This is a genomic window from Streptomyces sp. NPDC050548 (genome assembly GCF_044457385.1).
Classification (GTDB): Bacteria; Actinomycetota; Actinomycetes; order Streptomycetales; family Streptomycetaceae; genus Streptomyces.
The window spans coordinates 278,593-300,818 of the sequence record NZ_JBITGV010000009.1 but is presented as its reverse complement, the minus strand read 5'-3'; the positions used below and the strand labels follow the sequence as shown (position 1 = coordinate 300,818).

21 protein-coding genes and 1 pseudogene are annotated in these 22,226 nt (G+C 71.0%); 9 read left to right on the top strand and 13 right to left on the bottom strand.

Features of this window, described 5'->3' with window-relative positions:
- The first annotated feature begins 75 nt into the window (after nucleotides 1–75).
- Nucleotides 76–1,767 (top strand): annotated as a pseudogene (locus tag ACIBJH_RS25890) (amidohydrolase).
- On the opposite strand, the gene ACIBJH_RS25885 reads toward ACIBJH_RS25890, so the two are convergent.
- On the bottom strand, nucleotides 1,745–2,404 hold the full coding sequence (locus ACIBJH_RS25885) for a YceI family protein (RefSeq protein WP_399119232.1): 660 nt from the start codon (nucleotides 2,402–2,404) through the stop codon (nucleotides 1,745–1,747). The pseudogene ACIBJH_RS25890 and the gene ACIBJH_RS25885 sit on opposite strands and share 23 nt — an antisense overlap.
- 158 nt (nucleotides 2,405–2,562) lie before the next feature.
- Nucleotides 2,563–3,345 carry a polysaccharide deacetylase family protein gene (locus tag ACIBJH_RS25880; protein WP_399119231.1) on the bottom strand — a complete coding sequence of 261 codons (783 nt, stop codon included), beginning with the start codon at nucleotides 3,343–3,345 and terminating at the stop codon, nucleotides 2,563–2,565.
- Between the two features lie 320 nt (nucleotides 3,346–3,665).
- Here ACIBJH_RS25880 and ACIBJH_RS25875 point away from each other — a divergent pair, with 320 nt between their 5' ends.
- Nucleotides 3,666–4,238, top strand: coding sequence for a hypothetical protein (locus ACIBJH_RS25875; protein ID WP_399119230.1), 573 nt, complete (start codon nucleotides 3,666–3,668; stop codon nucleotides 4,236–4,238).
- Nucleotides 4,239–4,286: 48 nt separating this feature from the next.
- Nucleotides 4,287–4,592: a hypothetical protein gene (locus ACIBJH_RS25870; protein WP_399119229.1), complete on the top strand. Its 306-nt coding sequence runs from the start codon at nucleotides 4,287–4,289 to the stop codon at nucleotides 4,590–4,592.
- A 71-nt stretch (nucleotides 4,593–4,663) separates the two neighbouring features.
- Here ACIBJH_RS25870 and ACIBJH_RS25865 read toward each other — a convergent pair whose 3' ends face one another.
- On the bottom strand, nucleotides 4,664–5,278 hold the full coding sequence (locus ACIBJH_RS25865) for a PASTA domain-containing protein (protein WP_399119228.1): 615 nt from the start codon (nucleotides 5,276–5,278) through the stop codon (nucleotides 4,664–4,666).
- Between the two features lie 277 nt (nucleotides 5,279–5,555).
- Here ACIBJH_RS25865 and ACIBJH_RS25860 point away from each other — a divergent pair, with 277 nt between their 5' ends.
- The 5 genes from ACIBJH_RS25860 (at nucleotide 5,556) to ACIBJH_RS25840 (ending at nucleotide 10,499) form a co-directional block, all read left to right on the top strand.
- Entirely contained in the window at nucleotides 5,556–7,037 is a 1,482-nt protein-coding gene (locus tag ACIBJH_RS25860) for a purine-cytosine permease family protein (protein WP_399119226.1), read from the top strand.
- On the top strand, nucleotides 7,034–7,588 hold the full coding sequence (locus tag ACIBJH_RS25855; protein WP_399119225.1) for a cysteine hydrolase family protein: 555 nt from the start codon (nucleotides 7,034–7,036) through the stop codon (nucleotides 7,586–7,588). Before ACIBJH_RS25860 ends, ACIBJH_RS25855 begins: the two co-directional genes overlap by 4 nt.
- Nucleotides 7,585–8,292 (top strand): GntR family transcriptional regulator, encoded by a 708-nt coding sequence (locus tag ACIBJH_RS25850; RefSeq protein WP_399119224.1) that lies wholly within the window; start codon nucleotides 7,585–7,587, stop codon nucleotides 8,290–8,292. Before ACIBJH_RS25855 ends, ACIBJH_RS25850 begins: the two co-directional genes overlap by 4 nt.
- A 35-nt stretch (nucleotides 8,293–8,327) precedes the next feature.
- Nucleotides 8,328–9,332 (top strand): ADP-ribosylglycohydrolase family protein, encoded by a 1,005-nt coding sequence (locus ACIBJH_RS25845; RefSeq protein ID WP_399119223.1) that lies wholly within the window; start codon nucleotides 8,328–8,330, stop codon nucleotides 9,330–9,332.
- Nucleotides 9,333–9,584: 252 nt separating this feature from the next.
- On the top strand, nucleotides 9,585–10,499 hold the full coding sequence (locus ACIBJH_RS25840) for a PfkB family carbohydrate kinase (protein WP_399119222.1): 915 nt from the start codon (nucleotides 9,585–9,587) through the stop codon (nucleotides 10,497–10,499).
- Between the two features lie 13 nt (nucleotides 10,500–10,512).
- Here ACIBJH_RS25840 and ACIBJH_RS25835 read toward each other — a convergent pair whose 3' ends face one another.
- From ACIBJH_RS25835 to ACIBJH_RS25790, 10 genes are all read right to left on the bottom strand, one after another.
- Nucleotides 10,513–11,934 (bottom strand): family 2B encapsulin nanocompartment shell protein, encoded by a 1,422-nt coding sequence (locus ACIBJH_RS25835; RefSeq protein ID WP_399119221.1) that lies wholly within the window; start codon nucleotides 11,932–11,934, stop codon nucleotides 10,513–10,515.
- Between the two features lie 195 nt (nucleotides 11,935–12,129).
- Nucleotides 12,130–13,512: an FAD-binding oxidoreductase gene (locus tag ACIBJH_RS25830; RefSeq protein WP_399119220.1), complete on the bottom strand. Its 1,383-nt coding sequence runs from the start codon at nucleotides 13,510–13,512 to the stop codon at nucleotides 12,130–12,132.
- 28 nt (nucleotides 13,513–13,540) lie between these two features.
- Nucleotides 13,541–14,647, bottom strand: a complete 1,107-nt coding sequence (locus ACIBJH_RS25825; RefSeq protein WP_399119219.1) for an acyl-CoA dehydrogenase family protein — start codon at nucleotides 14,645–14,647, stop codon at nucleotides 13,541–13,543.
- Nucleotides 14,644–15,654 (bottom strand): ABC transporter substrate-binding protein, encoded by a 1,011-nt coding sequence (locus ACIBJH_RS25820; RefSeq protein WP_399119218.1) that lies wholly within the window; start codon nucleotides 15,652–15,654, stop codon nucleotides 14,644–14,646. The genes ACIBJH_RS25825 and ACIBJH_RS25820 overlap by 4 nt, the downstream gene beginning before the upstream one ends.
- A gap of 44 nt (nucleotides 15,655–15,698) precedes the next feature.
- Nucleotides 15,699–16,799: an LLM class flavin-dependent oxidoreductase gene (locus ACIBJH_RS25815; RefSeq protein WP_399119217.1), complete on the bottom strand. Its 1,101-nt coding sequence runs from the start codon at nucleotides 16,797–16,799 to the stop codon at nucleotides 15,699–15,701.
- Between the two features lie 24 nt (nucleotides 16,800–16,823).
- Nucleotides 16,824–17,792 carry an ABC transporter substrate-binding protein gene (locus tag ACIBJH_RS25810; protein ID WP_399119216.1) on the bottom strand — a complete coding sequence of 323 codons (969 nt, stop codon included), beginning with the start codon at nucleotides 17,790–17,792 and terminating at the stop codon, nucleotides 16,824–16,826.
- Nucleotides 17,789–18,505: an ABC transporter ATP-binding protein gene (locus ACIBJH_RS25805; protein WP_399119215.1), complete on the bottom strand. Its 717-nt coding sequence runs from the start codon at nucleotides 18,503–18,505 to the stop codon at nucleotides 17,789–17,791. Before ACIBJH_RS25805 ends, ACIBJH_RS25810 begins: the two co-directional genes overlap by 4 nt.
- A 2-nt stretch (nucleotides 18,506–18,507) precedes the next feature.
- Nucleotides 18,508–19,392 (bottom strand): ABC transporter permease, encoded by an 885-nt coding sequence (locus ACIBJH_RS25800; RefSeq protein WP_399119214.1) that lies wholly within the window; start codon nucleotides 19,390–19,392, stop codon nucleotides 18,508–18,510.
- Nucleotides 19,389–20,234 carry a sulfurtransferase gene (locus ACIBJH_RS25795; protein ID WP_399119213.1) on the bottom strand — a complete coding sequence of 282 codons (846 nt, stop codon included), beginning with the start codon at nucleotides 20,232–20,234 and terminating at the stop codon, nucleotides 19,389–19,391. Before ACIBJH_RS25795 ends, ACIBJH_RS25800 begins: the two co-directional genes overlap by 4 nt.
- The gene (locus tag ACIBJH_RS25790) at nucleotides 20,231–20,941 is read right to left on the bottom strand and encodes an alpha/beta hydrolase (protein ID WP_399119212.1); all 711 of its coding nucleotides are present in this window, start codon (nucleotides 20,939–20,941) and stop codon (nucleotides 20,231–20,233) included. Before ACIBJH_RS25790 ends, ACIBJH_RS25795 begins: the two co-directional genes overlap by 4 nt.
- 338 nt (nucleotides 20,942–21,279) lie before the next feature.
- Between ACIBJH_RS25790 and ACIBJH_RS25785 the strand changes: the two genes are divergently transcribed.
- Nucleotides 21,280–22,128, top strand: a complete 849-nt coding sequence (locus tag ACIBJH_RS25785) for a LysR family transcriptional regulator (RefSeq protein ID WP_200713807.1) — start codon at nucleotides 21,280–21,282, stop codon at nucleotides 22,126–22,128.
- Nucleotides 22,129–22,226 lie beyond the last annotated feature (98 nt).

Below are 22,226 nucleotides of genomic sequence, written 5' to 3'. Positions count from 1 at the left end.
CCGACCGGCCAATTGGCGCATGATCTCGATTTTAGCCGACAGCGATGGCGCACTTCCTTCGTTGATGCCCGCCATATGTGCGTGAAGCGGCTGATCGCCCGTACAACGGCCTGGTCAGCGGATGCACCGAGGAAATGGGAGAGAACGATGACTGATCACGGAGCCGATCTGGTGATCCGGGCCGGGGCGATCCACACGCTGGTCCCCGGCCAGGCCCCGCAGCGGGCGCTGGCTGTGCGGGGCGACCGCATCACGGCCCTCTCGCCCGACCCCGACGGACTCGACCACCTGCTGCGCCCGCACACCACCGTGCACGACCTGCCCGGCGCCACCGTGCTGCCCGCCTTCGACGACACCCACACCCACCTGATCTACGCGGCGCTCGGCGCGCACGACGTCCCGGTCCATGAGGCCCGCGACATCCCCGAGTTCCTGGAGCTGATCCGGGAGCGGGCGAAGACGACTCCCGAGGGCGAGTGGATCCGCACCACCACCAACTGGTAGGAGCTGAATCTGGCCGAGCGGCGCATGCCCACCGCCGCCGAACTCGACACGGCCACCGACCGCCACCCCGTGCTGGTCAAGCGCGGCGGCCACAACGACGTCGTCAACAACTACGCGCTGCGCCTGGCCGGCATCACCGAGGACACCCCCGTACCGCCGGGCGGTGTCATCGGCCGCGACGCCGACGGCCGGCTCGACGGGCGGCTGATCGACAACGCCATGGGCCTGGTGGAGCGCCTCGTCCCGGCCCCGGACCGGGCCGGGCGGATCGACGGGCTGCGGCTGGCCACCGCCCAGTACGCAGCCACCGGCATCGGCACGGTCCGCGACTGCGCGGTCGGCCTTGAGGACTACGCCGTGCTGTTGGCCGCCCGCGAGACGGGGGCGCTCGGCATCCGGGTGCGCGCCCTGATCTCGGCGCTCGGCATGACCAGTGCCGCCCAGGTGGAGGACCTGCTCGACGCCATGGAGAAGTGGCGCGACGACTCCGACCCGTGGCTGCGGGTGTGGGGCGTGAAGTTCGGGCTCGACGGCGGCCTGGAGGCCGGCGCGACCGAGGAGCCGTACGCCTGTGACCACGCGTTCTCCGGGACGCTGACCTGGGAGCCGGACGCGCTGGTGGAGGCCGCCGAGGCCGTGGTCCGGCGTGGCTGGCGGGTCGGCACCCACGCCTACGGCGACCGTGCGGTCCGCACCCTCCTGGACGTCTACGAGCGGGTCCTCGCCCGCAACCCCGGACTGCCCGCCGGCGCGCTGGTCATGGAGCACGGCGGTCTGGCCGGACCCGAACAGCGCGCCCGCGCCGTCGAGTTGGGCATCCCCGTCACCATCCAGCAGCCGCTCCTGCACGACACCGCCGAGGTCGAGGAGGGCTTCTGGGGCCCGGAGCGCGTCGCCCGCCTCTTCCCCGCCCGTGGCTGGATCGACCTGGGCGCCCAGGTCAGCGCCGGATCGGACTTCCCCGTCGGCCAGTTCGGCGCGATGCGTTCGGTCTACGGCATGATCACCCGCCAGACCGTCATCGGCCCCAAGGGCCCGGAGCACGCCATCACCTACGACGAGGCCCTCACCCTGCACACCGCCAACGCGGCGCTGCTGCTGGGCGACCAGAATCTGCGCGGCACGCTCAGCCCGGGCCGCCTCGCGGACCTCACCGTCTGGGAGCAGGACCCCGCCCGTTGCCCGAGCGACGTCCTGCGCGACCTGAACCCGCTGCACACGTTCGTGGGCGGCGGTCTCGTCACCCGGCCGGCATCGTCCTGATCGCGGCGATGTCGAACTGGAGCCGCACCTTCTCGCTCACCATCGCACCGCCCTCGGCCAGCCGGGAGTTGTAGGTCAGGCCCCAGTCGGAACGGTCGATGGTGGTGGTGCCGTCGAAGCCGACCCGTTCTACACCGAACGGGTCGGTGACATGTCCGATGTAGGTGAGTTCCAGGACGACGGGACGGGTGGTGTCCTTGATGGTGAGGTCACCGAGCATGCGGTAGACATCGTTGCCAGACATTTGCACCGCGGTACTGGCGAAACGCATCCGCGGATAGGTCGCGGAGTCCAGGAAGTCCCGGCCCACCAAGTGGGCGTCGCGCTGTTCCACGCCCGTGTCGACACTGCCGGTGGACACCACGATCTCCGCCCGCGAACGGGCCGGGTTGCGGCCGTCGAAGTACAGCCGGCTTTTGTATTCGGCGAAGGACCCGCGCACGGTCGTCACCATGGCGTGCCGGACGGAGAAACCGATCCGGCTGTGCGCGGGGTCGATCATCCACTCTCCGGTCAGCGCCGCCAGGGCGGGATCGGGCAGGCCGGAGGCGGTGAACGCCGGTGGGGCGGCGGGGCGTTGCGGAGCTGTGGGGGGTGCCGGGCGGCGGAGGGGCGCAGCACGGTTGAACAGGTTCATGCTTCACGTAGTTACTGCACGGGTGAAATCGCCGCAAGCCTTCATGGCGAATCGACAGCAGCGCGAATCGGCACCGACACGCTTAAATACCGCCACCTCGTCGGCCGTTCCACATTTCCCACACATATTCGTCACCCGAAAAACGACGGCCGTCAATTTCAGCGCATCGGGAAACCGAACGAATAACCCTGCTGCTTCAGCCACGGCAGGATCTCGCGGAGCGCGGCCACGGTCTCGGAGCGGTCGCCGCCGGCGTCGTGGAACAGGATGGTCGGCCCGTTGGGCAGTTCGCTCTTGACGGTGGTGACGATGGCTCCGGTGCCGGGGAGTTCGAAGTCCTTGGAGTCGACGTTCCACCCCAGCGGGCGCATGCCCTGCGCGGCGGCGAGATGACGGCTGTACGGCGTGAACGCGCCGCCCGGCGCCCGGTAGTACAGCGGCCGTACGCCCCCGGAGGCCTTGGTGATCATGGCGGCGGCGTTCAGGATCTCCTGCTTCTGGTAGGACTCGGACTTCTTGTCCATGGTGGTGTCGTGCGACACCGAGTGGTCGCACAGCCGGTGCCCGGCCGCCACCACCGCCTTGACCAGGTCCGGGTGGGCCTCGGCCATCGGGCCGACCATGCAGAAGGTGGCCTTCACTCCGTACTCCTTGAGCACTTGGAGCACCTGCGGTGTCCAGGTCGGGTCGGGCCCGTCGTCGATGGTGATGTTGACGCCCCGCGTGCCCCGGTCGGAGGCGTGCACGATCTCCGCCGACACGGCCGCGACCCGGGCCGGGGCCGAACTGGTGGCGCCAGGACGCCCGTTGGCGCCGCCCCGCTGCGCGTCGACCACACCGGCCTGCGCGGTCCACACCGAGGTGGCCGCCGCCACCGCCGTCACACCGACCGCCGCCGCGAGTACCCGGCCGTACCAACCCCGCCCGCCATGACGTGCCATGTCCGCCCTGTTCCCTGTCCTGTTGTCCGGTTCCATGCATTCGTCAGGACGGGATAAACGAGCGGAGGGATCCCGCTGTTACGGATTACGGACAATTTTCCGGGAGTTCGAGGACCGCGGACGACGATCCCGGTCGGCGCGGCGCCACCGGCCGGGCGGTGCCGACTTGACGGCGAGAGGGCCCGCACGTCCATCGGCCCAGGGTCTGTCCATGTTTTCGACGAGCATCGAAATCGTTGAGGCGGGCGACCGCCTCGCGAACGATGTCCCGGTGAGCGGGGCGACCTCCCGCCGCAGCACTCAATGGGGGTAATGGCTCTATGGCAAGACGAAACGGGGCGAGACGCGGTCTGACCACCGTCCTCGCGGTGGGTGCCTTCGTGTTCGCGTCGGCGACCGGAGTGGCCGCCGGCGCGAGCGGGCCCGCCCGGGCCGACTTCGCCGGACAGGCGCGGGAGTTGGGACTGACCGGCGCGCAGGCGCAGGGACTTCAGCAGCGGGTGGACTCCTATCTGTCCTCGACCGGCGGCACACAGGTGTCCGTGAACAGGATCCTCATCGGCGACAGCGGTGAGATCGTCCTGACCCTGCCGGGAGAGAAGACGGTTCGCGAGGCGAGCGCGCCCAGGAAGCCGTTGGTCGAACTCTGTCCCGGCAACACCATGTGTGCCTGGAAGGGCACTTGGTACGAGGGCGACAAGATCAGCATGTGGGCCTGCTACAACTTCCGCATCCCATGGCTGCAGAACGGATCGTGGATCAACAACCAGTCCAAGGGGACGGTCGCGAACTTCCTGGACGACAACGGCGTCTCGCAGTGGCACGACGCGGGTGCCTTCTCGCAGGACCCGGACGCTCCCTGGTACTGGGTCCACTGGATCAAGAACTGCTGACGGACCCCCGCTGACAGTAAGTCACCTCTCGCGAAAGGCAGTACCAACATGATGACTCGGACACGTCTCGCGGCCACCCTGTGCGCCGCCGCCTCCGTGGTCGCGATCGGTCTGGCGACTCCGGCGGCGGCTCAGTCGGACCAGGCAGCCGCCTCGTGCACCACCTCCCGCTCCTCCGACGGAAAGTACGTGGGAGTCAGTTGCACCACCGGTCGCTACTACGTCGTCGGCACGGCGTGCAGCGCGGGCGGCTGCACCACGATCGGGGGGAACATCGTCAACGCCCCCAACACCTCGGTGGCCTGGGCGGGCAGCGGCTACTTCGCCGGTGACATCATGGCCGTCTTCGTCTGAGCGCCGCGACGTGCCGGGGCCGCGGGATGCGGTCCCGGCACGAGGGCGAGGAGGCTGTCGATCGGACGGGTTCATTCACATTGGGCGGGCGGGGTGGGCTTCTTGCCGATCTTGATCGAGACCGAGGACCCGGAGGGCAGTACGGTGCCCGCGGTCGGAGACTGCCGACTGACCGTGTTGACGTTGTTGCAGTCGACGACGCTGCCGACGGTGCCGAGGACGTATCCGGCAGCCCTGAGATCCTGGTCGGCCTGCGCCTGCGAGTCACCCACCACGTTGGGCACGGTCGTCACACCGGCCACCGAGGCCGACACGGACGCCAGGACCCGGCTGTATCCGGTGTCCGACGACGTGTCGACGACCGTCACACTCCAGCCCACGGTCCCGGTCTGGTTGATGAACACCGGCTGCGATCCGCCGCCGACCGGGAAGACGGTGGTCGACGGGTTGAAGCCCGGCCCGCTGATCACCAGCGCGTCCTCCGAGGTATTGGCCACGCAGTCCGCGCTCCACTGCACCAGGGCGTTGTGGCCGTAGAGCACGGGGGAGGGCGTCACCGAGATGGTGGCGGTCGCGGTGACCGCGCAGTTCAGTCCGGGATCGTCCGCGTAGGCGGGTGTCACGGCGAACGCGGTGGCCACCAGCGCCGCCACGACGAGCACCACCGCCTTCGGCGAGCGCGCCACCCGGGCCGCCCACCTCCGCAGCCCCGCCCTTGTTCCGGCGAGCACGCGACGACGCGCCGGTTTCGATGCTTCTCTCATAACTCCCCCAAGGTGGATGCACTCCGTACACCGAGCGGCCCGGCGCCGTCGGCGACCGATGGCCAGCGTGCTGCACCGGCACGCGGAAGTCGCCCATGGATCCGCTCAGCGGAACGGCCGTGGACCCACCCGTTCCTCTTGACGCCCGTCACCACCGCACCTAGCCTCGACTGAACACGTCTAGACAGGTAGGTCGACGATGGCGGACTCCCAGACTTCCCAGTCCCGGCAACTTCAGGTCGAGACCCACGGCCTCGATGTGATCGGCGACGACGAACGCAAAGGCACCCCTCGCACGCTGTTCTGGCCCTGGTTCGGGGCCAACGTCTCGATCCTGGGCCTGAGTTACGGCGCCTTCGCGCTCGGCTTCGGGATCTCCTTCTGGCAGGCGCTCGTCGCCGGTGTGATCGGCATCGTGTTCTCCTTCCTGCTCTGCGGCTTCATCGCCGTCGCGGGCAAGCGCGGCTCCGCGCCCACGATGGTGCTCAGCCGAGCCGCCTACGGCGTGCGCGGCAACCGGCTGCCGTCGGTGATCTCCTGGATCCTCACCGTCGGCTGGGAGACCGTCCTCACGGCGCTCGCGACGATGGCCACGGCGACGGTCTTCGACCGGCTCAGCTGGGGCGGCGGCACGGAGACCAAGGTGGTCGCGCTGATCATCGTCGGCGCGCTCATCGTCGTCGGCGGAGTCATGGGCTTCGACCTGATCATGCGGCTCCAGACGGTGATCACCGTGGTCACCGCCGTGCTCACCGTCGTCTACATCGCGCTCGTCGCCGACCACATCCACTGGAGCACGGTCAGTGCCCTACCGGCGGGCTCCGCCCAGGAGTTCATCGGCGCGCTGGTGTTCATGATGACCGGCTTCGGCCTCGGCTGGGTCAACGCCGCCGCCGACTACTCCCGCTATCTGCCCCGGAGTTCGTCCAGCAGAGGCGTGATCGGCTGGACCACGTTCGGCGCCTCCGTCGCTCCACTGCTTCTGCTGGTCTTCGGTCTGCTGCTCGCCGGTTCCTCCAGCACGCTCAACAAGGCGATCGCCGCCGACCCGATCGGCGCGCTGACGACGATCCTGCCCACCTGGTTCCTGGTCCCGTTCGTCGTGGTCGCGGTGCTCGGCCTGGTCGGCGGCGCGGTCCTCGACATCTACTCCTCCGGCCTCGCCCTCCTCTCGGCGGGCCTGCGGGTGCCGCGCTACCTCGCCGCGCTCGTCGACGGCGTCCTGATGATCGCGGGCTCCATCTACATCGTGTTCTTCGCCGACAACTTCCTCGGCCAGTTCATGGGCTTCCTCACCACCCTCGGCGTCCCCATCGCCGCCTGGTGCGGCATCATGCTCGCCGACCTCGCCCTGCGCCGCCGCGACTACGACGAGGGCGACCTCTTCCGCCCGACCGGCCGCTACGGCGACGTCCAACTCACGCCGCTCCTCCTCACCCTCGGCGCCACCGCGATCGGCTGGGGCCTGGTCACCAACACGGCCGCCAGCTGGCTGACTTGGCAGGGCTACCTCCTCGACCCGCTCGGCCTCGGCGGCAAGTCCGGCGCCTGGGCCTACGCCAACCTCGGCGTCCTGGCCGCGCTCGCGCTCGGCTTCCTCGGCACCCTCGTGCTGGGCCGCGCCCGCATCCAGGACCAGGAGCAGCAGGCCGCCAGCCCCGAGGCGGTGGCCGCCCTATGACCACCGCATCCGGCCATCTCGCCGTCATCGACATGCAGCGCGTCTTCGCCGAACCCGACAGCCCCTGGGCCACCCCCCGCTTCGAGGAGGCGGCGGCAGGCGTACGACGACTGCTGCCGGCCTTCGGGGACGACGTCACCTTCACCCGCTTCATCGCCCCCGACAAACCCGAGGGCAGCTGGCGCGCCTACTACGACCAGTGGCCCTTCGCCCTCCGGCCGCCGGACGCCCCGCTCTGGCGGCTGACCGACGAATTCGCCGCCCGGGCACGGCACTTGGTGGACGCACCCACCTTCGGCAAGTGGACCCCGGAACTCGCCGACCGCGTCGCCCCCACCGGCCGCCTCTTCCTCGCGGGCGTCAGCACCGACTGCTGCGTCCTGTCCACGGCCCTCGCCGCCGCCGACGCCGGAGCAGAGGTCCTGGTCGTCGCCGACGCCTGCGCGGGTGTGGACGACGACTCCCACGCCAAGGCGTTGCACGTCATGGACCTGTACCAGCCCCTGATCCGAGTGGTCACCGCCGCCGAGGCGGTCGGGGAGGCCTCATGACCGGCGTCCGCCTCAAACACCAGCGCATCACCGAGGTCCTGGCCAAGGAGATCCGCAGCGGCCACCGCCCCGCCGGCGAGCAACTCCCCGGCGAACACGCCCTGGCCCAACGCTTCGGCGTCAGCCGTACGACCGTCCGCGCGGCCCTCGCCGAACTCAGCGAGGCCGGCCTGATCGCCACCCGCACCGGCAAGGGCTCCTACGTCCTCTTCGACGGCCGCCCACTGGACGACAGCCTCGGCTGGGCCCACGCGCTCGCCACCCAGGGCATCGACACCCGGGTCAGGACACTCGCGGTCGACGCTCGGCGGGACGAGGAACTGGCCCGCCAACTCACCCTGAACACCAGCGAGTTCGTGTGCGTCGAGCGGATACGCGAACTGGTCGCGGACGCGGTCGTCGTGTCGTACGAACGCAGTTTCCTGCCACCCGTGCCCGGGGTACGGGACCTGCCGGCGCGCGGGCTCGGGCAGGACTCCCTGACCGATGTGATGCTGCGGGCCGGGCTACGGCCCGACCACGGCGAGCAGCGGGTGAGCGGGCGGCGGATCGACGGCCGGGAGGCGGAACTGCTGCGCCGCGAACCGGGTGACTGGTTCCTCGACACGCGCCGCACCAGCCGGGCCGCCGACGGCTCCTTCGTCGAACATGTCGTGAGCCTCCTCGACCCCGACCACTTCCAACTCACCCTCGCCTTCGGCTGAACCGCCGAACCCGCGAACCGCACCGGAAAGTACCCATGACCCTCCAGAGCCGCGCCACCGGAGCCCTCCACGGACTCGCCCTCGGCGACGCCCTCGGCATGCCCACCCAAATGCTGTCCCGCCCACAGATCACCGCCCGCTACGGCCCCTTCCTCACCGGCTTCCACCCGGCCGACCCGGACCATCCGCTGGCCGCCGGAATGCCGGCCGGAGCCGTCACCGACGACACCGAACAGGCCCTGCTGCTGGCCGAGTTGCTGGTGGAGGGCAAGGGCCGGATCGACCCGGCGGAGCTGGCCCGTCGCCTGGTCGTCTGGGAGGACGACATGCGGGCCCGGGGCTCCCTCGACCTGCTGGGCCCGTCCACCAAGCGCGCGGTGGAACAGGTCCTCGCGGGGACCCCGGCGGACGAGGTGGGCCGCTACGGCACCACCAACGGAGCGGCGATGCGCATCGCCCCCGTGGGCATCGCGCTGTCGGTCGCGGACCCGGCCGCGCTGGTGGACCGGGTGGTGGAGGCGAGCGCCCTCACCCACAACACCGGGGTCGCGCTCGCCGGTGCCGCAGCTGTGGCCGCCGCCGTGAGCGCGGGAGTTGACGGGGCGTCGGTTCCCGAGGCGATCGAAGTGGCCGTGTCGGCGGCCCGGTTGGCGGCGGGGCGTGGACATTGGGTGGCCGCCGCCGATGTCGCCGAGCGGATCGTGTGGGCGACCGGCCTGGTACGGGGGCTCACGGAGGCCCAAGTCTGCGAGCGGGTCTACGCGTTGGTCGGGACGAGCCTGGCCACACAGGAGTCGGTCCCGGCCGCCTTCGCCGTCCTGGCGGCCTGCCCCGACGACTCCTGGCGGGCCGCGCTGCTCGCGGCATCCGTCGGCGGCGACTGCGACACGATCGCCGCGATCGCGGGCGCTGTCGGCGGCGCCTGCCACGGGGTGGACGCCTTCCCGACCGACGCGCGGGAAACGCTCGTCCGCGTCAACCCGGGGCTCGACCTGGATGCGATGGCGGCGGCGCTGCTGGGTCTGCGGGAGGGGTCGTGAGCAGCGGGCTCCGGCACCTCGGCACCGTCGGCGGCGGCCTGGATGTCACGGCGGCGGGTCTGTTCGGTCTGCGGGTGCGGTCATGAGTGGGCGGGTGCGGCACCCTCAGCAGCGGCGTCGACCTGGATGCCAGGATCGCGGCGCTGCTGGGTCTGCGGGAGCGGCCGTGAGCAAGGGGCTCCGGCACCTCGGCACTGCCGTGGTCGACCCGGATGCCACGGGCATGACCACGCTCGGCCTGCGGGAGGGATCATGAGCGCACGGCTCTGGCACCTCGGCAACGTCGTCGTCGATCTCGTCCTGGAGGTCCCCGCCCTCCCCGAGCGTGGCGGTGACGTCCTCGCCACCCGCACCGAACGCACCCCCGGCGGCGGCTTCAACGTCATGGCCGCCGCCGCCCGCCAGGGCCTCCCCGTGACCTACGCCGGAGCCCACGGCACCGGAGCCTTCGGTGACCGGGTCCGTGCCGCGCTGCGCGCCGAGGGCATCGACGTCCTCCTCGCCCCGCGCCCGGAACCGGACACCGGCTTCGTGGTCTGTCTGGTCGACGTTGACGGTGAGCGCACCTTCGTCACCAGCCCCGGTGCCGAGGCCACCCTCGCCGCTGCCGACCTTGTCGAACTCCGGCCCGGTGCAAGCGACTTGGTGTACGTCACGGGATACAGCCTGCTCTACGACAGCAACCGGGCGGCTCTGCTCGATCTTCTGCCCCGACTGGACCCGGCCGTCACACTGGTCGCCGACCCGGGCCCGTTGGTGGCCGAAATCCCGGGCGACGCCCTGGATTTGCTGCTCGCCCGCGCCGACTGGTGGAGCTGCAACGCCCGCGAGGCCGCGCTGCTCACCGGCGTCGACGACCCGGCCGAGGCCGCCCGCGCCCTCCAATCCCGGCTGGGACGCGGCTCGGTGCTGGTCCGCACCGGTCCCGGCGGCTGCCTTGTGCGCCAGGACGGACGCCTCGTGGAAGTCCCCGGGTTCGCCGTGGACGCCGTCGATCTCAACGGCGCGGGCGATGCGCACACCGGTGTCTTCATGGCCGCCCTGGCCCGGGGGGCCGACCCGGTGGCCGCCGCCCGCCGGGCCAACGCGGGTGCCGCTCTGGCGGTCACCGCGCCGGGCCCGGCGACCGCGCCGGACGCGGCACGACTGGACGCGTTCCTGAACTAGCCGTCCATGAAGGTCAGTTGCCGTCCCGGCGGGAGACCTCGACGTTCTCCAGGATGCCGATCGCGTCCGGCACCAGGACCGCCGCCGAGAAGTAGGTGCTCACCAGGTAGGAGATGATCGCCTGCTCGTTGATGCCCATGAACCGTACGTTGAGGCCCGGTTCGAGCTCGTCCGGGATGCCCGTCTGGTAGAGGCCGATCACGCCCTGGTCGTCCTCGCCGGTGCGCATCGCGATGATGGACGACGTACGGGACGCGCTGACCGGGATCTTGCCGCACGGCAGCAGCGGTACTCCACGCCAGGCCGGCAGATGGTGGCCGCCGACGTCGATGCCGCTGAAGTAGACACCCCGCTTGTTGCACTCACGGCCGAACGCGGCGATCGCCCGTGGATGCGCGAACAGGAACTTCGTGTCGCGCCGCATGCTCAGCAACTCGTCCAGGTCGTCGGGGGTCGGCGGCCCGGAGTGGGTGGAGATCCGCTGGTCGTAGTCGGCGTTGTGCAGCAGCCCGAAGTCCCGGTTGTTGACCAGCTCGTTCTCCTGCCGCTCACGCAACGCCTCGACGGTCAGCCGGAGTTGTTGCTGGGTCTGGTTCATCGGCTGGTTGTAGAGGTCGGTGACCCGGGAGTGCACCTTCAACACGGTCTGGGCAACGCTCAGTTCGTACTCGCGTGGCGCCAGGTCGTAGTCCACGAACGTGCCCGGCAGGTCCGGCTCGCCCGCATGCCCGGCGCTGAGCGCGATCGCCGCCTCACCGAAGGTGTTGAGCGGACCGGGCTCGTCCGTGGCGCGTGCCTCGACATGCGCGCGCAGCTCCGCGTGCCGGTCCGCGACGGCCTGGTACGCCGCGTGCGGCAGCGTCAGCACCGTGGTGGCCGTCGCCGCGCGGGCCGTGAACTCCCAGGCGCCGTCGGCTTCGGCGAGCACCTGGCCACCGAAGGTGTCGCCGTCGGCCAGCAGCCCGACGACCGCCTCGTCGCCGTAGGGCCCTTCCCCGAGCTGTTCCACCTTGCCGTGCGCGACCAGGAACACCGAGTCGGCGGGCTGGCCCGCCTGGACGATCAACTGCCCCGGCGCGTAGTCCCGTTGCTCGAACCGCTCGGCCAGCGCGTCGAGCGCGTCACCGTCCGTGAAGCCGCGCAACAGCGGGAGTTCGTTCAACTCGGCCGGGACGACCCGTACTTGCGCACCGGTCTGCACGAACGTCACCCGACCGTCGCCGCGCGTGTACGACAGCCGGCGGTTGACGCGATAGGTACCGCCGGGCACGTTCACCCAGGGCAGCATGCGGGTCAGCCACCGGGAGCTGATCCCCTGCATCTGGGGTTCGGACTTGGTCGTGGTCGCCAGAGTGCGTGCCGCGGCGGTTCCGAGGCTCTGCTGTTCCCGCTCCTCGGAGCCCGCCTCGGGCGCGGTACCGGTCTCGACCGACATGGTGCCTTCTCTCCTGTCGCACGGATGACGGAATGCCTGCGTCCCGTCACGTTCCGTGCGTACAGCTACCCGTCTTCGGTCACGACGAGTGATGATCCCGGACGGCGGTCGAGGCACATGCCGCTCGCACGTGCCTCCGCACCACCCCCGGTTGACCCGGCATCACCCTTTCGGGGGTATCCGATCCGGGTCGGCTCAGAGCGTCTTGCCGGGATTGAGGATCCCGTGCGGATCGAAGGCGTCCTTGAGCCGTCGCTGCAACGCGTGGGCGGTGGGCCCGAGTTCGTCCGCCACCCACTGCCGCTTCAGTACGCCCACGCCGTGCTCGCCGGTCAGCGTCCCGCCGAGCCGCAGCGCCAGCGCGAAGATCTCGCCGGCCGCCTCCCAGGCCGCGTCCGGCAACCGGTCCAGGGCGGGATCGACCACGATGATCGGATGGAGGTTGCCGTCCGCCGCGTGCGCGAGCGTGTACACGGGCACGGCATGACGGGCCGAGATCGCGCGGATCTCGCGGACCGCCTCCGCGAGCCGGGAGCGCGGCACCGCGATGTCCTCGATCAGCGGCCGGCCCAGCCGCTCCAGCGCGGGCAGGGCGAGCCGGCGGGCCGCGAGCAGCGCCTCCGCCTCCACCGGGTCCGCCGTGGTCTCCACGGTCGTGGCCGTCGCCGCGAGCACCCGCGCGACCTGCTCCGCCTCGGCGCTCGCCCCCGCGCCGTCGCACTGCACCAGCAGCAGCGCCGCACCCCGCGCGCCGAGCGCCGGGTCGACGGCGTGCAGCACCGGCCCGTCGAGCAGCTCCGCGAGCGCCGGTACGACCCCGGCCCGCCCGATCGCGTACGACGCCTCGGCCGCCGCCTCGAAGGAGTCGAACCAGGCGGCGACCGTGGCCGTCGCCACCGGCACCGGACGCAGCCGCAGGGTCGCCGAGGTGATGACGGCCAGGGTGCCCTCGGAGCCGGTCAGCAGCGCGGTGAGGTCGTACCCGGTGACCCCTTTGACGGTACGGCGGCCGGTCGTGACCACCGTCCCGTCGGCGAGGACGGCCTCCAGCCCGAGCACGCTGTCCCGCGTCACCCCGTATTTCGCGCACCGCAGCCCGCCCGCGTTGGTCGCGATGTTCCCGCCGATCGTCGAGATCGCCGCACTCGCCGGATCCGGCGCGTACCGCAGCCCGTGCTCGCCCGCAGCCCGGTCCAACTCGGCGGTGATCACGCCCGGTTCGACCATGGCGAGCTGGTCGTCGGCCGAGAGTTCCAGGATGCGGTTCATCCCGGACAGGTCCAGCACGAGCACGCCCTCACCGGCCGACGCCCCGCCCGACAGGCCGCTGCCCGCGCCCCTTGGCACCACCGGCACGCGCAGCGCGTTCGCGTGCCGGAGCGTGACGGTCACGTCCTCGGTGCGCCGGGCGTGCACCACGGCCAGCGGGACACCGTCCGGCCGGGTGCCCGACCGGTCGGTGGCGTGCGCGGCCAACGTGCGGAGATCCGTGGCCAGTTGGTCGGGCGGCAGATCCCGGGCGAGCAGACCGAGGAGCCGGGCGGCGGCGGTGGGAGTGGTCGGGGGAGCTGTGGTCACGGGTTCCGTACCCTCACTGTGCGTGCCTTCACGGATTCAGCGCCTTCGTTCCGATCGCGAGCAGGGAGATGTCCTCCTGGGGCGCGTGCACGGGCGCGCACTGGATGTCCCGGAAGTGCCGCTCCAGCGGATTGCCGCGCGCGAGACCGGGATTCCCGAGCAGCCGAACCGCCAGCTCCACGGCCCGTACGCCGTGCCGGTCGGCCAACACCCTTGCCCCCAGGGCCTGTTCGGGGGCGTACGAGGTGTCGCCTGCGTCGACGCGCGCCGCCCCGACGAACACCAGCTCCTCGGCGGCGGTCAGCAGCACCTCGATCTCCCCGGCGGCCCTGCGGAACCGCTCCGTACGGGCCACCGGATGCCCGAGGTTGGCGGGGACGCGCTCGTGGGCGAACGTGTGGAAGAAGGACTGCGCGGCCCGCGCCACTCCCAAGTACAGGGCTGCGAGCGGGAGATGGAGGGCCGCGCCCGCCCGGTTGTCCTGCTCGGCCGCCGCGCCGTACGGACCGATGCCGATGACGTGCTCGTAGGGGATCTCCACGTCCCGGAACGCCACGTCGTGGCTGCCGCTGGCCCGCAGCCCCAACTGGTCCCAGCGGCCCGTGATTTCGATACCCGGGGAGCCGCCCGGGACCAGGAAGGTGCCGACGCGCGGCTCCGGTTCGTCGGTGGTGGCCCACACCAGGAACCAGTCCAGGCCCTCCGCCCCGGTCACGAAGCGCTTGGTGCCGCTCAGCGACCAGCCGTCGGGGGTGCGCCGGGCGAGCGTGGAGGGGAGTCCGCCGCGTGCCGGGGAGCCCAACTCGGGTTCCACGCGCGCGTGGTTGACGAGCACGGGCCGTTCGAAGGACTCCTTGACGAGCCGCGCGTACAACTCCTCGGGCCAGTGCGGCTGTACGGCCTGCCGTGCGTGTGTGTTGAGGGTCATCGCCACGATCAGGGCGACGGACGGGTCGCCCTGCCCGATCCGGTGGAGGATGCGCGCGCTCTCTTCCACGCGGGCGCCCTGGCCGCCGTACTGCTTTCCGATGGTCGCGGTGAGGAGTCCGGCCTCGTGGGCGATACGGAGGGACTCGTCGGGGAACGCGCCCGACCGGTCGTAGCCTGCGGCCAGTTCGGCGATGCGGGCGGTCACAGGGCCTTCTTCAGGTCGGAGTTGAGTGCGGTGGTCCAGAAGGACTTCACGTCCAAGTGCTCCTTCAGCGCGCCGAGTTCGGTGAAGGCGTCGGCCACCTTCTGCTGCGAGGCGATCGTGTCGTCGCCGACCGTCCTGGCCTGCGTGGGGCGTTGCTTCTGCGCGGCGACCAGGTCCGACTTGGCCTGCGCCACCGGCTGGTGGGTGGCGTCGGCGGTGACCTTGGCGAAGCCGTCCACGTGACCGTCGCGGACGTAGGCGTACGCCTTGGTGATCCGGGCGATCAGATCCGCCGCGGCGGCCTTCTGGGCGGGGCTCTTCAGGACGCTGTCACGGGCGGACCAGAGGAAGTTGCCGGACAGGATGTCCGCGCCGGAGCCGACCGTGCGGGCGCCCTGCTGGTGGGCCGTGATGATCGACGTGCCGTAGGAGGCGAAGGCGTCGATGGAGCCGCCGTTCAGGGCCGCGAGGCCGTCGTTGGGGAGCAGCGGCTTGGCGTCGATGTCCGACCACTTGAGGCCGGCCTGCTTCAGCAGTTCGTAGAGGAAGTAGTGGGCGGTGGTGTTCTGGACGTAGCCGACCTTCTTGCCCTTCAGACCGGCGATGTCGGTCACCGTCGAGCCCTTGGGGACGACGACTTCCTGGTTGAGGGTGGTGCCGCGCTGGACGGCGACGACCTTGAAGTCGGGCTTGCCGTCGGCGGCCGAGAAGATGGGCGGGATCTCGCTGGACGAGGCGAGGTCCAGTGCTCCGGCGCGGACGGCCTGGAGCTGCTTGTCGCCGCCCGGGAACAGATTCCACTTCACCTTGTACGGGGTGTCGTCGAGGTGGGCGTACGTGAGGACGGCCTCGTCGACCTTCCAGCCGGTGTCACCGACCCGCAGGGTCACGGAGGAGACGTCGGAGGAAGCGGAGTCGGCCGTCGCGCTGCCTCCGCAGGCCGCGGCGAAGGGCAGGAGGAGGGCGAGGGCGGCGGTGGACGCGCGCAGGGTGTGACGCAACAACACGGGGTCTCCATAAGGGTGTTCGCAATCAGCAGGTGAGGGACGGGTCAGGCGGCGTGCGAGGCGGTCGCCCGGTGGGCGAGTTCCTGGCGGACCAGGGGCAGGACGTGGCGTGCGTAGTCGATCGCGTCGTTGAGCGGGTCGTAGCCGCGGATCGACAGCAGGTCGCAGCCGGTGTCGACGTAGTCGAGCAGCGCCTGCGCCACCGTCTCGGGCGTGCCCACAAGGGCAGTCGACGCACCGGCCGCGTTGGTGGCGACGGCGGGCGCGGTCCACAGGCAGCGGTCCTGGACCTCGCCGCGCTCGGCGATGTCGAGGAGGCGCTGCGAGCCGACGTTCGCCGGGCGGCCGGCGGTGCGGTAGTGGCGGAGCGACTCGGTGTTCTTCGCCTGGTCCTTGAGGACACCGAGGGTGCGGTGGGCCTTCTCCCAGGCCAGTTCCTCGGTGGGCGCGATGATCGGGCGGAACGACACCCAGATACGGGGATGCGGGCGCCCGGCGGCATCCGCGACCGCGTTCACGGCGGCGATCTGCTCGGCCGTCTCCTTCAGCGGCTCGCCCCACAGCCCGAAGATGTCGCCCTGCCGGCCGCCCACCCGGTACGCGTCCTGCGAGGAGCCGCCGACCGAGATCGGGACCAGGCCGTTCACCGGCTTCATGTCGGAGTAGTAGCCCTCGAACCTGAAGTACTTGCCCTCGTGCGAGACGGGTCCCTCGGCCTGCCACACCTTCCGCAGGATCTGGATGTACTCGTCCGAACGCTCGTACCGTTCCTCCTTGTTGAGGTAGTCGCCCTCCCGGCGCTGCTCCTCGTCGCTGCCCCCGGAGATGATGTGCAGGGTGAGCCGGCCGTTGCTGATCCGGTCGAGGGTGGCCAGGGCGCGGGCCGCGTGCGTCGGGAAGATCACGCCGGGGCGGTGGGCGAGGATCGGGCGGATCCGCTCGGTGTGGGTGGCGACGAACTGGGCGATCTGGAAGGCGTCCGGCGAGGCCGAGTGGTAGGCGACCAGGGTGTGGTCGAAACCGCCGTCGTCCAGTGCCCGGGCGTACTTGCGGAGGTGGTCGACGTCGAGACCGGTACGGCTGGACGCGGCGGGACCCGAGGCCCCGGAGTCGGTGTGGACGGCGCTGATGAACTCGACAGGCATGAGCGAACTCCTAAGACGTGAAGGTCACTTGATCAGGGAGGCGTCGGTGGACTTGGCCACGTCCACGTTCGGGTCGAGGACGCCGATGCTGTTCATGAGGTCGGCGACCTGCTGGACGGTGGTGTCGACGTCCGCGGTGATCGGCAGCACCTGGCTGTAGGCGGCCGAGGCGAGGGCCTTCGCCACCGAGGCGTCGGCGCCGTTGCGCTGCTCGATGGCCTTGGCGTACGCGTCCTGGTGGGTGCTGGTCCACTTCAGAGCCGTGCTCAGACGGTTGAGGAAGTCGCTCAGGGCGGTCTTCTTCGCCGAGTTGGCGAGGGCCTTCTCGGAGGCGTTGACGAAGCCGATGCCGCTGACCCGGCCGTCCCCACCGTCGACGAGCAGCCTGCCGCCCTGCTCCAGACCGACAGCCTGGTAGACGCCGAAGGTCGCCCAGATCTTGATCTTCCCGGAGGCGAACGCGGCCTGAGCGTCCGTCGGCAGCAGGTACTGCACCTTGACGTCCTTGTAGCCGAGCCCGTTCTGCTTGAGGACGTTGGCCAGCAGATACTCCGAGACGCTGCCCTTCGCCGAGGACACAACGACCTTCTGGCCCTTGAGATCCTTCACGCTGTTGATACCGGAGTCCTTGCGGACGACGATCCCGACGTGAGTGCCGTCGTTCTTGAGGGCGGCCACGTTCTTGATCTTGACGCCGCCGCTGAGCGCCTGGAGAGCGGGCAGGTCGGCGGAGAACCCGGTGTCCGCGGCGTCCGCCTGTACGGCCTGGTAGAGGGGGGCCGCGCCCTGGAACTCGGCCCACTTCACCTTGTACTTGGCGCCCTTGAGCGCGTCCGAGGCGGCGATGATCGTTTGGAGGGTCTTGGCCTGGTCGCCGATGGTGAGGGTGACCTGTCCACCGGAGGCGGTGTCCGCCGAGGAGTTGCCGCCGCAGGCGCTCAGCGCCAGCAGGGCGGTCAGGCTCAGGGAGGCGGCGGCGAATCTGCGGATCACGAGGGGTTTCCTTCCAGGGTACGGGTCACGCCGAGCCAGTTCAGGAGGCGGGCGCGCAGGGTCACGAACTCGGGGGCGGTCAGATCACGGGGACGGGGCAGGTCGACGGTCAACTCGTGGGCGATACGCCCCTCGTCCATCACCAGCACGCGGTCGGCGAGCAGCAGCGCCTCCTCCACGTCATGGGTGACCAGGAGGATCGCGCACCCGTGCAGCCGCCACAGCTCGGCGACGAGCGCCTGCACCTTGCCCCGGGTCAGGGCGTCCAGGGCGCCGAACGGCTCGTCCAGGAGCAGGAGTTCGGGCTCCCGGACCAGGGCGCGGGCGAGCGAGACGCGCTGGGCCTGACCGCCGGACAGCGTCTTGGGCCAGACGGTCGCGCGCTCCGCGATGCCGACCTCGTCGAGCGCCTTGAGGGCAAGGTCCCTGTCCGGGCGGCCCGGCAGTCCGAGCACGACATTGCGCCACACCTTCAACCAGGGGAGCAGGCGCGGCGATTGGAAGGCCGCGCTGCGCCGCGCGGGTACGGTCACCTCGCCGCCGATCTCGTCGTCGAGCCCGGCGAGGATCCGTAGCAGTGTCGACTTGCCGCAGCCGCTGTGCCCGAGCAGGGCCACGAACTCGCCCTCACGGATGTCCAGATCGAGCGCGTGCAGGACGGTGTTGCCGTCGAAGGCCCGCGAAAGGCCCCGTATCTCCACGGAGTTGGCCATGACTACACCTCGCCCTCGAAGTTGGCCCGCCAGGTCAGCAGGCGGCGCGACAGGATCCGTACGGCGAAGTCGCAGGCCAGCCCGAGCAGCGCGTACACGACGAGGCACAGCACGATCACGTCCGTGCGGAAGTACTGTTGGGCGTTGCTCATCAGATAGCCGAGCCCCGCGTCCGCGTTGATCTGCTCGGCGAACACCAGCGCCAGCCAGGCGGTGGACAGCGCGTACCGGAGTCCCACGAGTGCCCCGGGCAGTGCGCTCGGCAGGATGACGTACTTGATCAGACCGAGCCGGCCGAGGCCCATCATCCGTGCGGCCTCGACGAGTTGGGCATCGGTGGAGCGGATGCCGCCGTAGATGTTGAAGTACAGCGGATAGGTCACACCGAGCGCGACCAGGGCGATCTTCGGGGTCTCCTCGATGCCGAACCAGACGATGAACAGCGGGATCAGACCCACCCAGGGGATCGCCCGGAACATGCCCATCGAGGAGTCGATGACGTCCTCGCCGAGCCGGAACAGCCCGGCCACCAGCGACAGGACGAGCGCGACGCTCGCACCGATGAGGAATCCGATGGCGGCACGGCGACCCGACGCGGCGATGGCACGCGGGAGTTCACCGTCCTTCGTCAGATCGACGGCCTGTCGGACGACGTCGACGGGGGAGGCCAGCACGGATTCGGGCAGCACCCCGGTGGCGGAGGTGATGAACCAGAGCAGCACGAGGCCGACCGGTCCGGCGGCCCGCCGTACGGAGCGCGGGACGGTGAAGCGGCGGGCGGTCTTCGCCGTGCCCCGGATGGTGACGCGGGCCGCCGCTGCCGGGACCTTGTCCTCGGGGGCCGAATGCGCGGGCAGCACCGCCGCGTTCAGCGGTTTCGTCGTCATGGCCTGCCTCCCGTCGCCGCCGGGCGCGCGGGGTCGGCGGACCAGGCGGACCAGGAACCGGGGAAGAGCGTCGCCTCGAACCCGGCGATCTCCAGCGCCGCGATCTGATGGGCGGCGGTGACCCCGGACCCGCAGTACACGCCGATGCGGACCGCCTCACCGGCACCGCGCTCCTCGAACCGCTTGCGCAGCTCCTCGGGCGACAGGAAGGTCCCGTCCGCCGCCAGGTTCTCCCCGGTCGGCGCGGACACCGCCCCCGGGACGTGCCCCGCGCGCGGGTCCACCGGCTCGACCTCGCCCCGATACCGCTCACCGGCGCGGGCGTCCAACAGCAGCCCGGACACGGCGAGTTCGGCGGCACCGTCCCCGTCGGTGATCGGCAGCGCACCCGCGCGGAGTACGACGTCACCGGGTTCCGGATCGGCGGGGAGCCCGGACTCCAGCGGCAGCTCAGCCGTGCGCCAGGCGCCCAACGCCCCGTCCAGCAGCGTCACTTCGTCGACACCGGCGTAGCGCAGCAGCCACCAGGCGCGCGCTGCCGCCGTGTTGCCCAGGTCGTCGTAGACCACGACGGGTCGCCCGCTGTCGATGCCCCAGCGGCGCGCGGATTCCTGCAGTTCCGCGAGGTCGGGCAGCGGATGCCGACCGCCCTCCGGGCTCGCCGGTGCGGCCAGTTCGGTGTCCAGGTCGATGTAGACCGCGCCGGGGATGTGTCCGTCGGCGTAGTGGTCGCGGCCGTAGCGATCGCCCAGGGCCCAGCGGACGTCGAGGAGCACCGGCGGTTGCTCGGAGCGGAGGAGTTCGGCCAGTTCGGGGACCGTGGTCGTCACGCGGCGGCTCATGTCAACTCCTCGGCGATCGCGGGAAGGCCGGGGGAGAGGCGGAGCCGTTCGAGGAAGAGGACGACCGTGGCGGCGACGGTGCGGTGCAGGGCGTCGTTGAGTACGTCGTGCCGGCCGTCCACGAAGGTCACGGTGTGCACGTTCGAATGACCGTCGTAGACGTTCAGTGCCCGGTCGAGCGGGCTGATCGTGTCGTCCTTGCCGTGCAGGGCCAGCACCGGGACGCGCACCAGGTCCAGGCCCGGTCCCGGCAGTTCGGCGGTGTTGTCGACGGCACCCCGGCGGAACTCGGAGTCGTTGGTCAGGCGCCCCTGATGGGTCGGGCAGGCGGTGCGTGCCGCGGCCTCCTCCTCCCAACTCCCCGAAGTCCAGGCGCCGGTGGGCAGCCCGGCCAGGATCAGGGCGTCGATGCCCGCGGTCTGCTCGGCGGCGAGCTGCAGGGCGTACCGCGCGCCCGTGTCGGAGCCGACCAGCACCTTCGGGCCCGGCAGCGACTCGTCGGCGAGCAGCTTGGCGGCCTGCTCCAGCACGGCGGGGTCGGCGGCCGGGTCGCCGAGGGCGCGGACGCGGTAGGCGTCGTAGCCGAGCCGACGGCCGAACCGTTCGTAGACACCGCCGTGTTCGCCCCGCCCGGCCAGCACGATCAACGTGCCGCGCGCGGCGAGGCCTTCGGGTTCGTCCCAGGACGAGACGGAGTGAGAGGGCATGGGGTGACAACTCCCAACGAGGGGAAAGGGGAGGGGAATCCAGCAAGGGGGGCGGAAGCGAGCAGGCCGGAGCCGCCGTCACGTGTCAGTGCGCAGGGCGGACGTGATCAGCGAGAACTCGGGAAGGGTGCCGCGGAGAGGCGGTTGGTCAACGACAGCGCGCGCTGCACGCCACGCCGAAGTCGATGACTCGGCGCTGCGTCAGAAGGGCAGCGAAAGCGGTCGTGTGCAGCATGCGCTCATCATGACCGGCCCCGACCGATCGCGTCCAACGATGATTCCGCATCGAAATCGATCAGTTATCGCGATCGATGTCCGGAACGACTACCGTCACCGGCATGCCCCAACCTGTCCTCGACATCGTGGCCCTGCGCAGCCTGACCGCGATAGCCGACTGCGGCGGCTTCCATCGCGCGGCCCGGGCCCTCGCCCTGAGCCAGTCCGCGGTCAGCCAGCATGTGCGCAGGCTGGAGAAGACGCTCGGGCTGCCGATCGTCGAGCGGGAGGGGCGCGGCACCCGGTTCACCCCCGAGGGACGGCTCCTCCTCGAACAGGCCCGGCGCATCCTCGCGGTGCACGACGAGGCCGTACGCACCCTGCTCGACGTGGACGGCGACACCATCACCATCGGCTCCACCGAACACGCGGCCGACCAGTTTCTGCCACGGCTGACCGCGGCCGTCCAGGAGGTGCGGCCGGGCTGCCGGGTCCGCTTCCGCATCGACCGCTCGGCCCGCCTCGTCGAGGCTGTGGAACGCGGCAGCGTCGACGTCGCGGTGTATGTCACCGAGGCCGCCGCGACCGAGGGCACACCGGTCGGCGGCCTCCCCCTGACCTGGCACGCGACGCCCGGCTGGCGGCCACCGGCCGCGCCCGCGCCGGTCCCGCTGGTCGCCATCGAGGACCCGTGCGCGATCCGCCGCCGTGCCATCTCGACCCTCGCCGCGCACGGCGTACCCGCCGCGGTCGTCGGCGACGCCGGCTATCTCGCCGGTGTGCTCGACATCGCCCGCACCGGACAGGGCGTCGCCCTGCTCGCCGCCGTCGGCACCGCCCCGGACGGCCTGACCCCGTACGACGGCCTGCCCTCGGTCACCCCGATCCCCATGAGCGCGCTGGCCCGCCCGGGCACCGACCCGGCGACGGTCGACGCGGCCTTCGCCGCCGTACGGGACCTGCTGCGCTGAGTCGCGCCCCGGTTACGCAGATCGGCCGGAACTGTCCGCTGCGGTGGGGTAGTCCGGCCCGTTTCGGAGGAAAGATCCCCCGGGGAGATTCCGTGAGT

Excerpts from the sequence above, each read along its gene's own strand:
- ACIBJH_RS25870 (WP_399119229.1), top strand. The coding sequence starts at position 4,287 with ATGATGACTCGGACACGTCTCGCGGCCACCCTGTGCGCCGCCGCCTCC.
- ACIBJH_RS25815 (WP_399119217.1), bottom strand. The coding sequence starts at position 16,799 with ATGCCTGTCGAGTTCATCAGCGCCGTCCACACCGACTCCGGGGCCTCG.
- ACIBJH_RS25860 (WP_399119226.1), top strand. The coding sequence starts at position 5,556 with ATGGCGGACTCCCAGACTTCCCAGTCCCGGCAACTTCAGGTCGAGACC.
- ACIBJH_RS25855 (WP_399119225.1), top strand. The coding sequence starts at position 7,034 with ATGACCACCGCATCCGGCCATCTCGCCGTCATCGACATGCAGCGCGTC.
- ACIBJH_RS25800 (WP_399119214.1), bottom strand. The coding sequence starts at position 19,392 with ATGACGACGAAACCGCTGAACGCGGCGGTGCTGCCCGCGCATTCGGCC.
- ACIBJH_RS25875 (WP_399119230.1), top strand. The coding sequence starts at position 3,666 with ATGGCAAGACGAAACGGGGCGAGACGCGGTCTGACCACCGTCCTCGCG.
- ACIBJH_RS25795 (WP_399119213.1), bottom strand. The coding sequence starts at position 20,234 with ATGAGCCGCCGCGTGACGACCACGGTCCCCGAACTGGCCGAACTCCTC.
- ACIBJH_RS25785 (WP_200713807.1), top strand. The coding sequence starts at position 21,280 with ATGCCCCAACCTGTCCTCGACATCGTGGCCCTGCGCAGCCTGACCGCG.
- ACIBJH_RS25845 (WP_399119223.1), top strand. The coding sequence starts at position 8,328 with ATGACCCTCCAGAGCCGCGCCACCGGAGCCCTCCACGGACTCGCCCTC.
- ACIBJH_RS25880 (WP_399119231.1), bottom strand. The coding sequence starts at position 3,345 with ATGGCACGTCATGGCGGGCGGGGTTGGTACGGCCGGGTACTCGCGGCG.
- ACIBJH_RS25805 (WP_399119215.1), bottom strand. The coding sequence starts at position 18,505 with ATGGCCAACTCCGTGGAGATACGGGGCCTTTCGCGGGCCTTCGACGGC.
- ACIBJH_RS25835 (WP_399119221.1), bottom strand. The coding sequence starts at position 11,934 with ATGTCGGTCGAGACCGGTACCGCGCCCGAGGCGGGCTCCGAGGAGCGG.
- ACIBJH_RS25840 (WP_399119222.1), top strand. The coding sequence starts at position 9,585 with ATGAGCGCACGGCTCTGGCACCTCGGCAACGTCGTCGTCGATCTCGTC.
- ACIBJH_RS25885 (WP_399119232.1), bottom strand. The coding sequence starts at position 2,404 with ATGAACCTGTTCAACCGTGCTGCGCCCCTCCGCCGCCCGGCACCCCCC.
- ACIBJH_RS25790 (WP_399119212.1), bottom strand. The coding sequence starts at position 20,941 with ATGCCCTCTCACTCCGTCTCGTCCTGGGACGAACCCGAAGGCCTCGCC.
- ACIBJH_RS25850 (WP_399119224.1), top strand. The coding sequence starts at position 7,585 with ATGACCGGCGTCCGCCTCAAACACCAGCGCATCACCGAGGTCCTGGCC.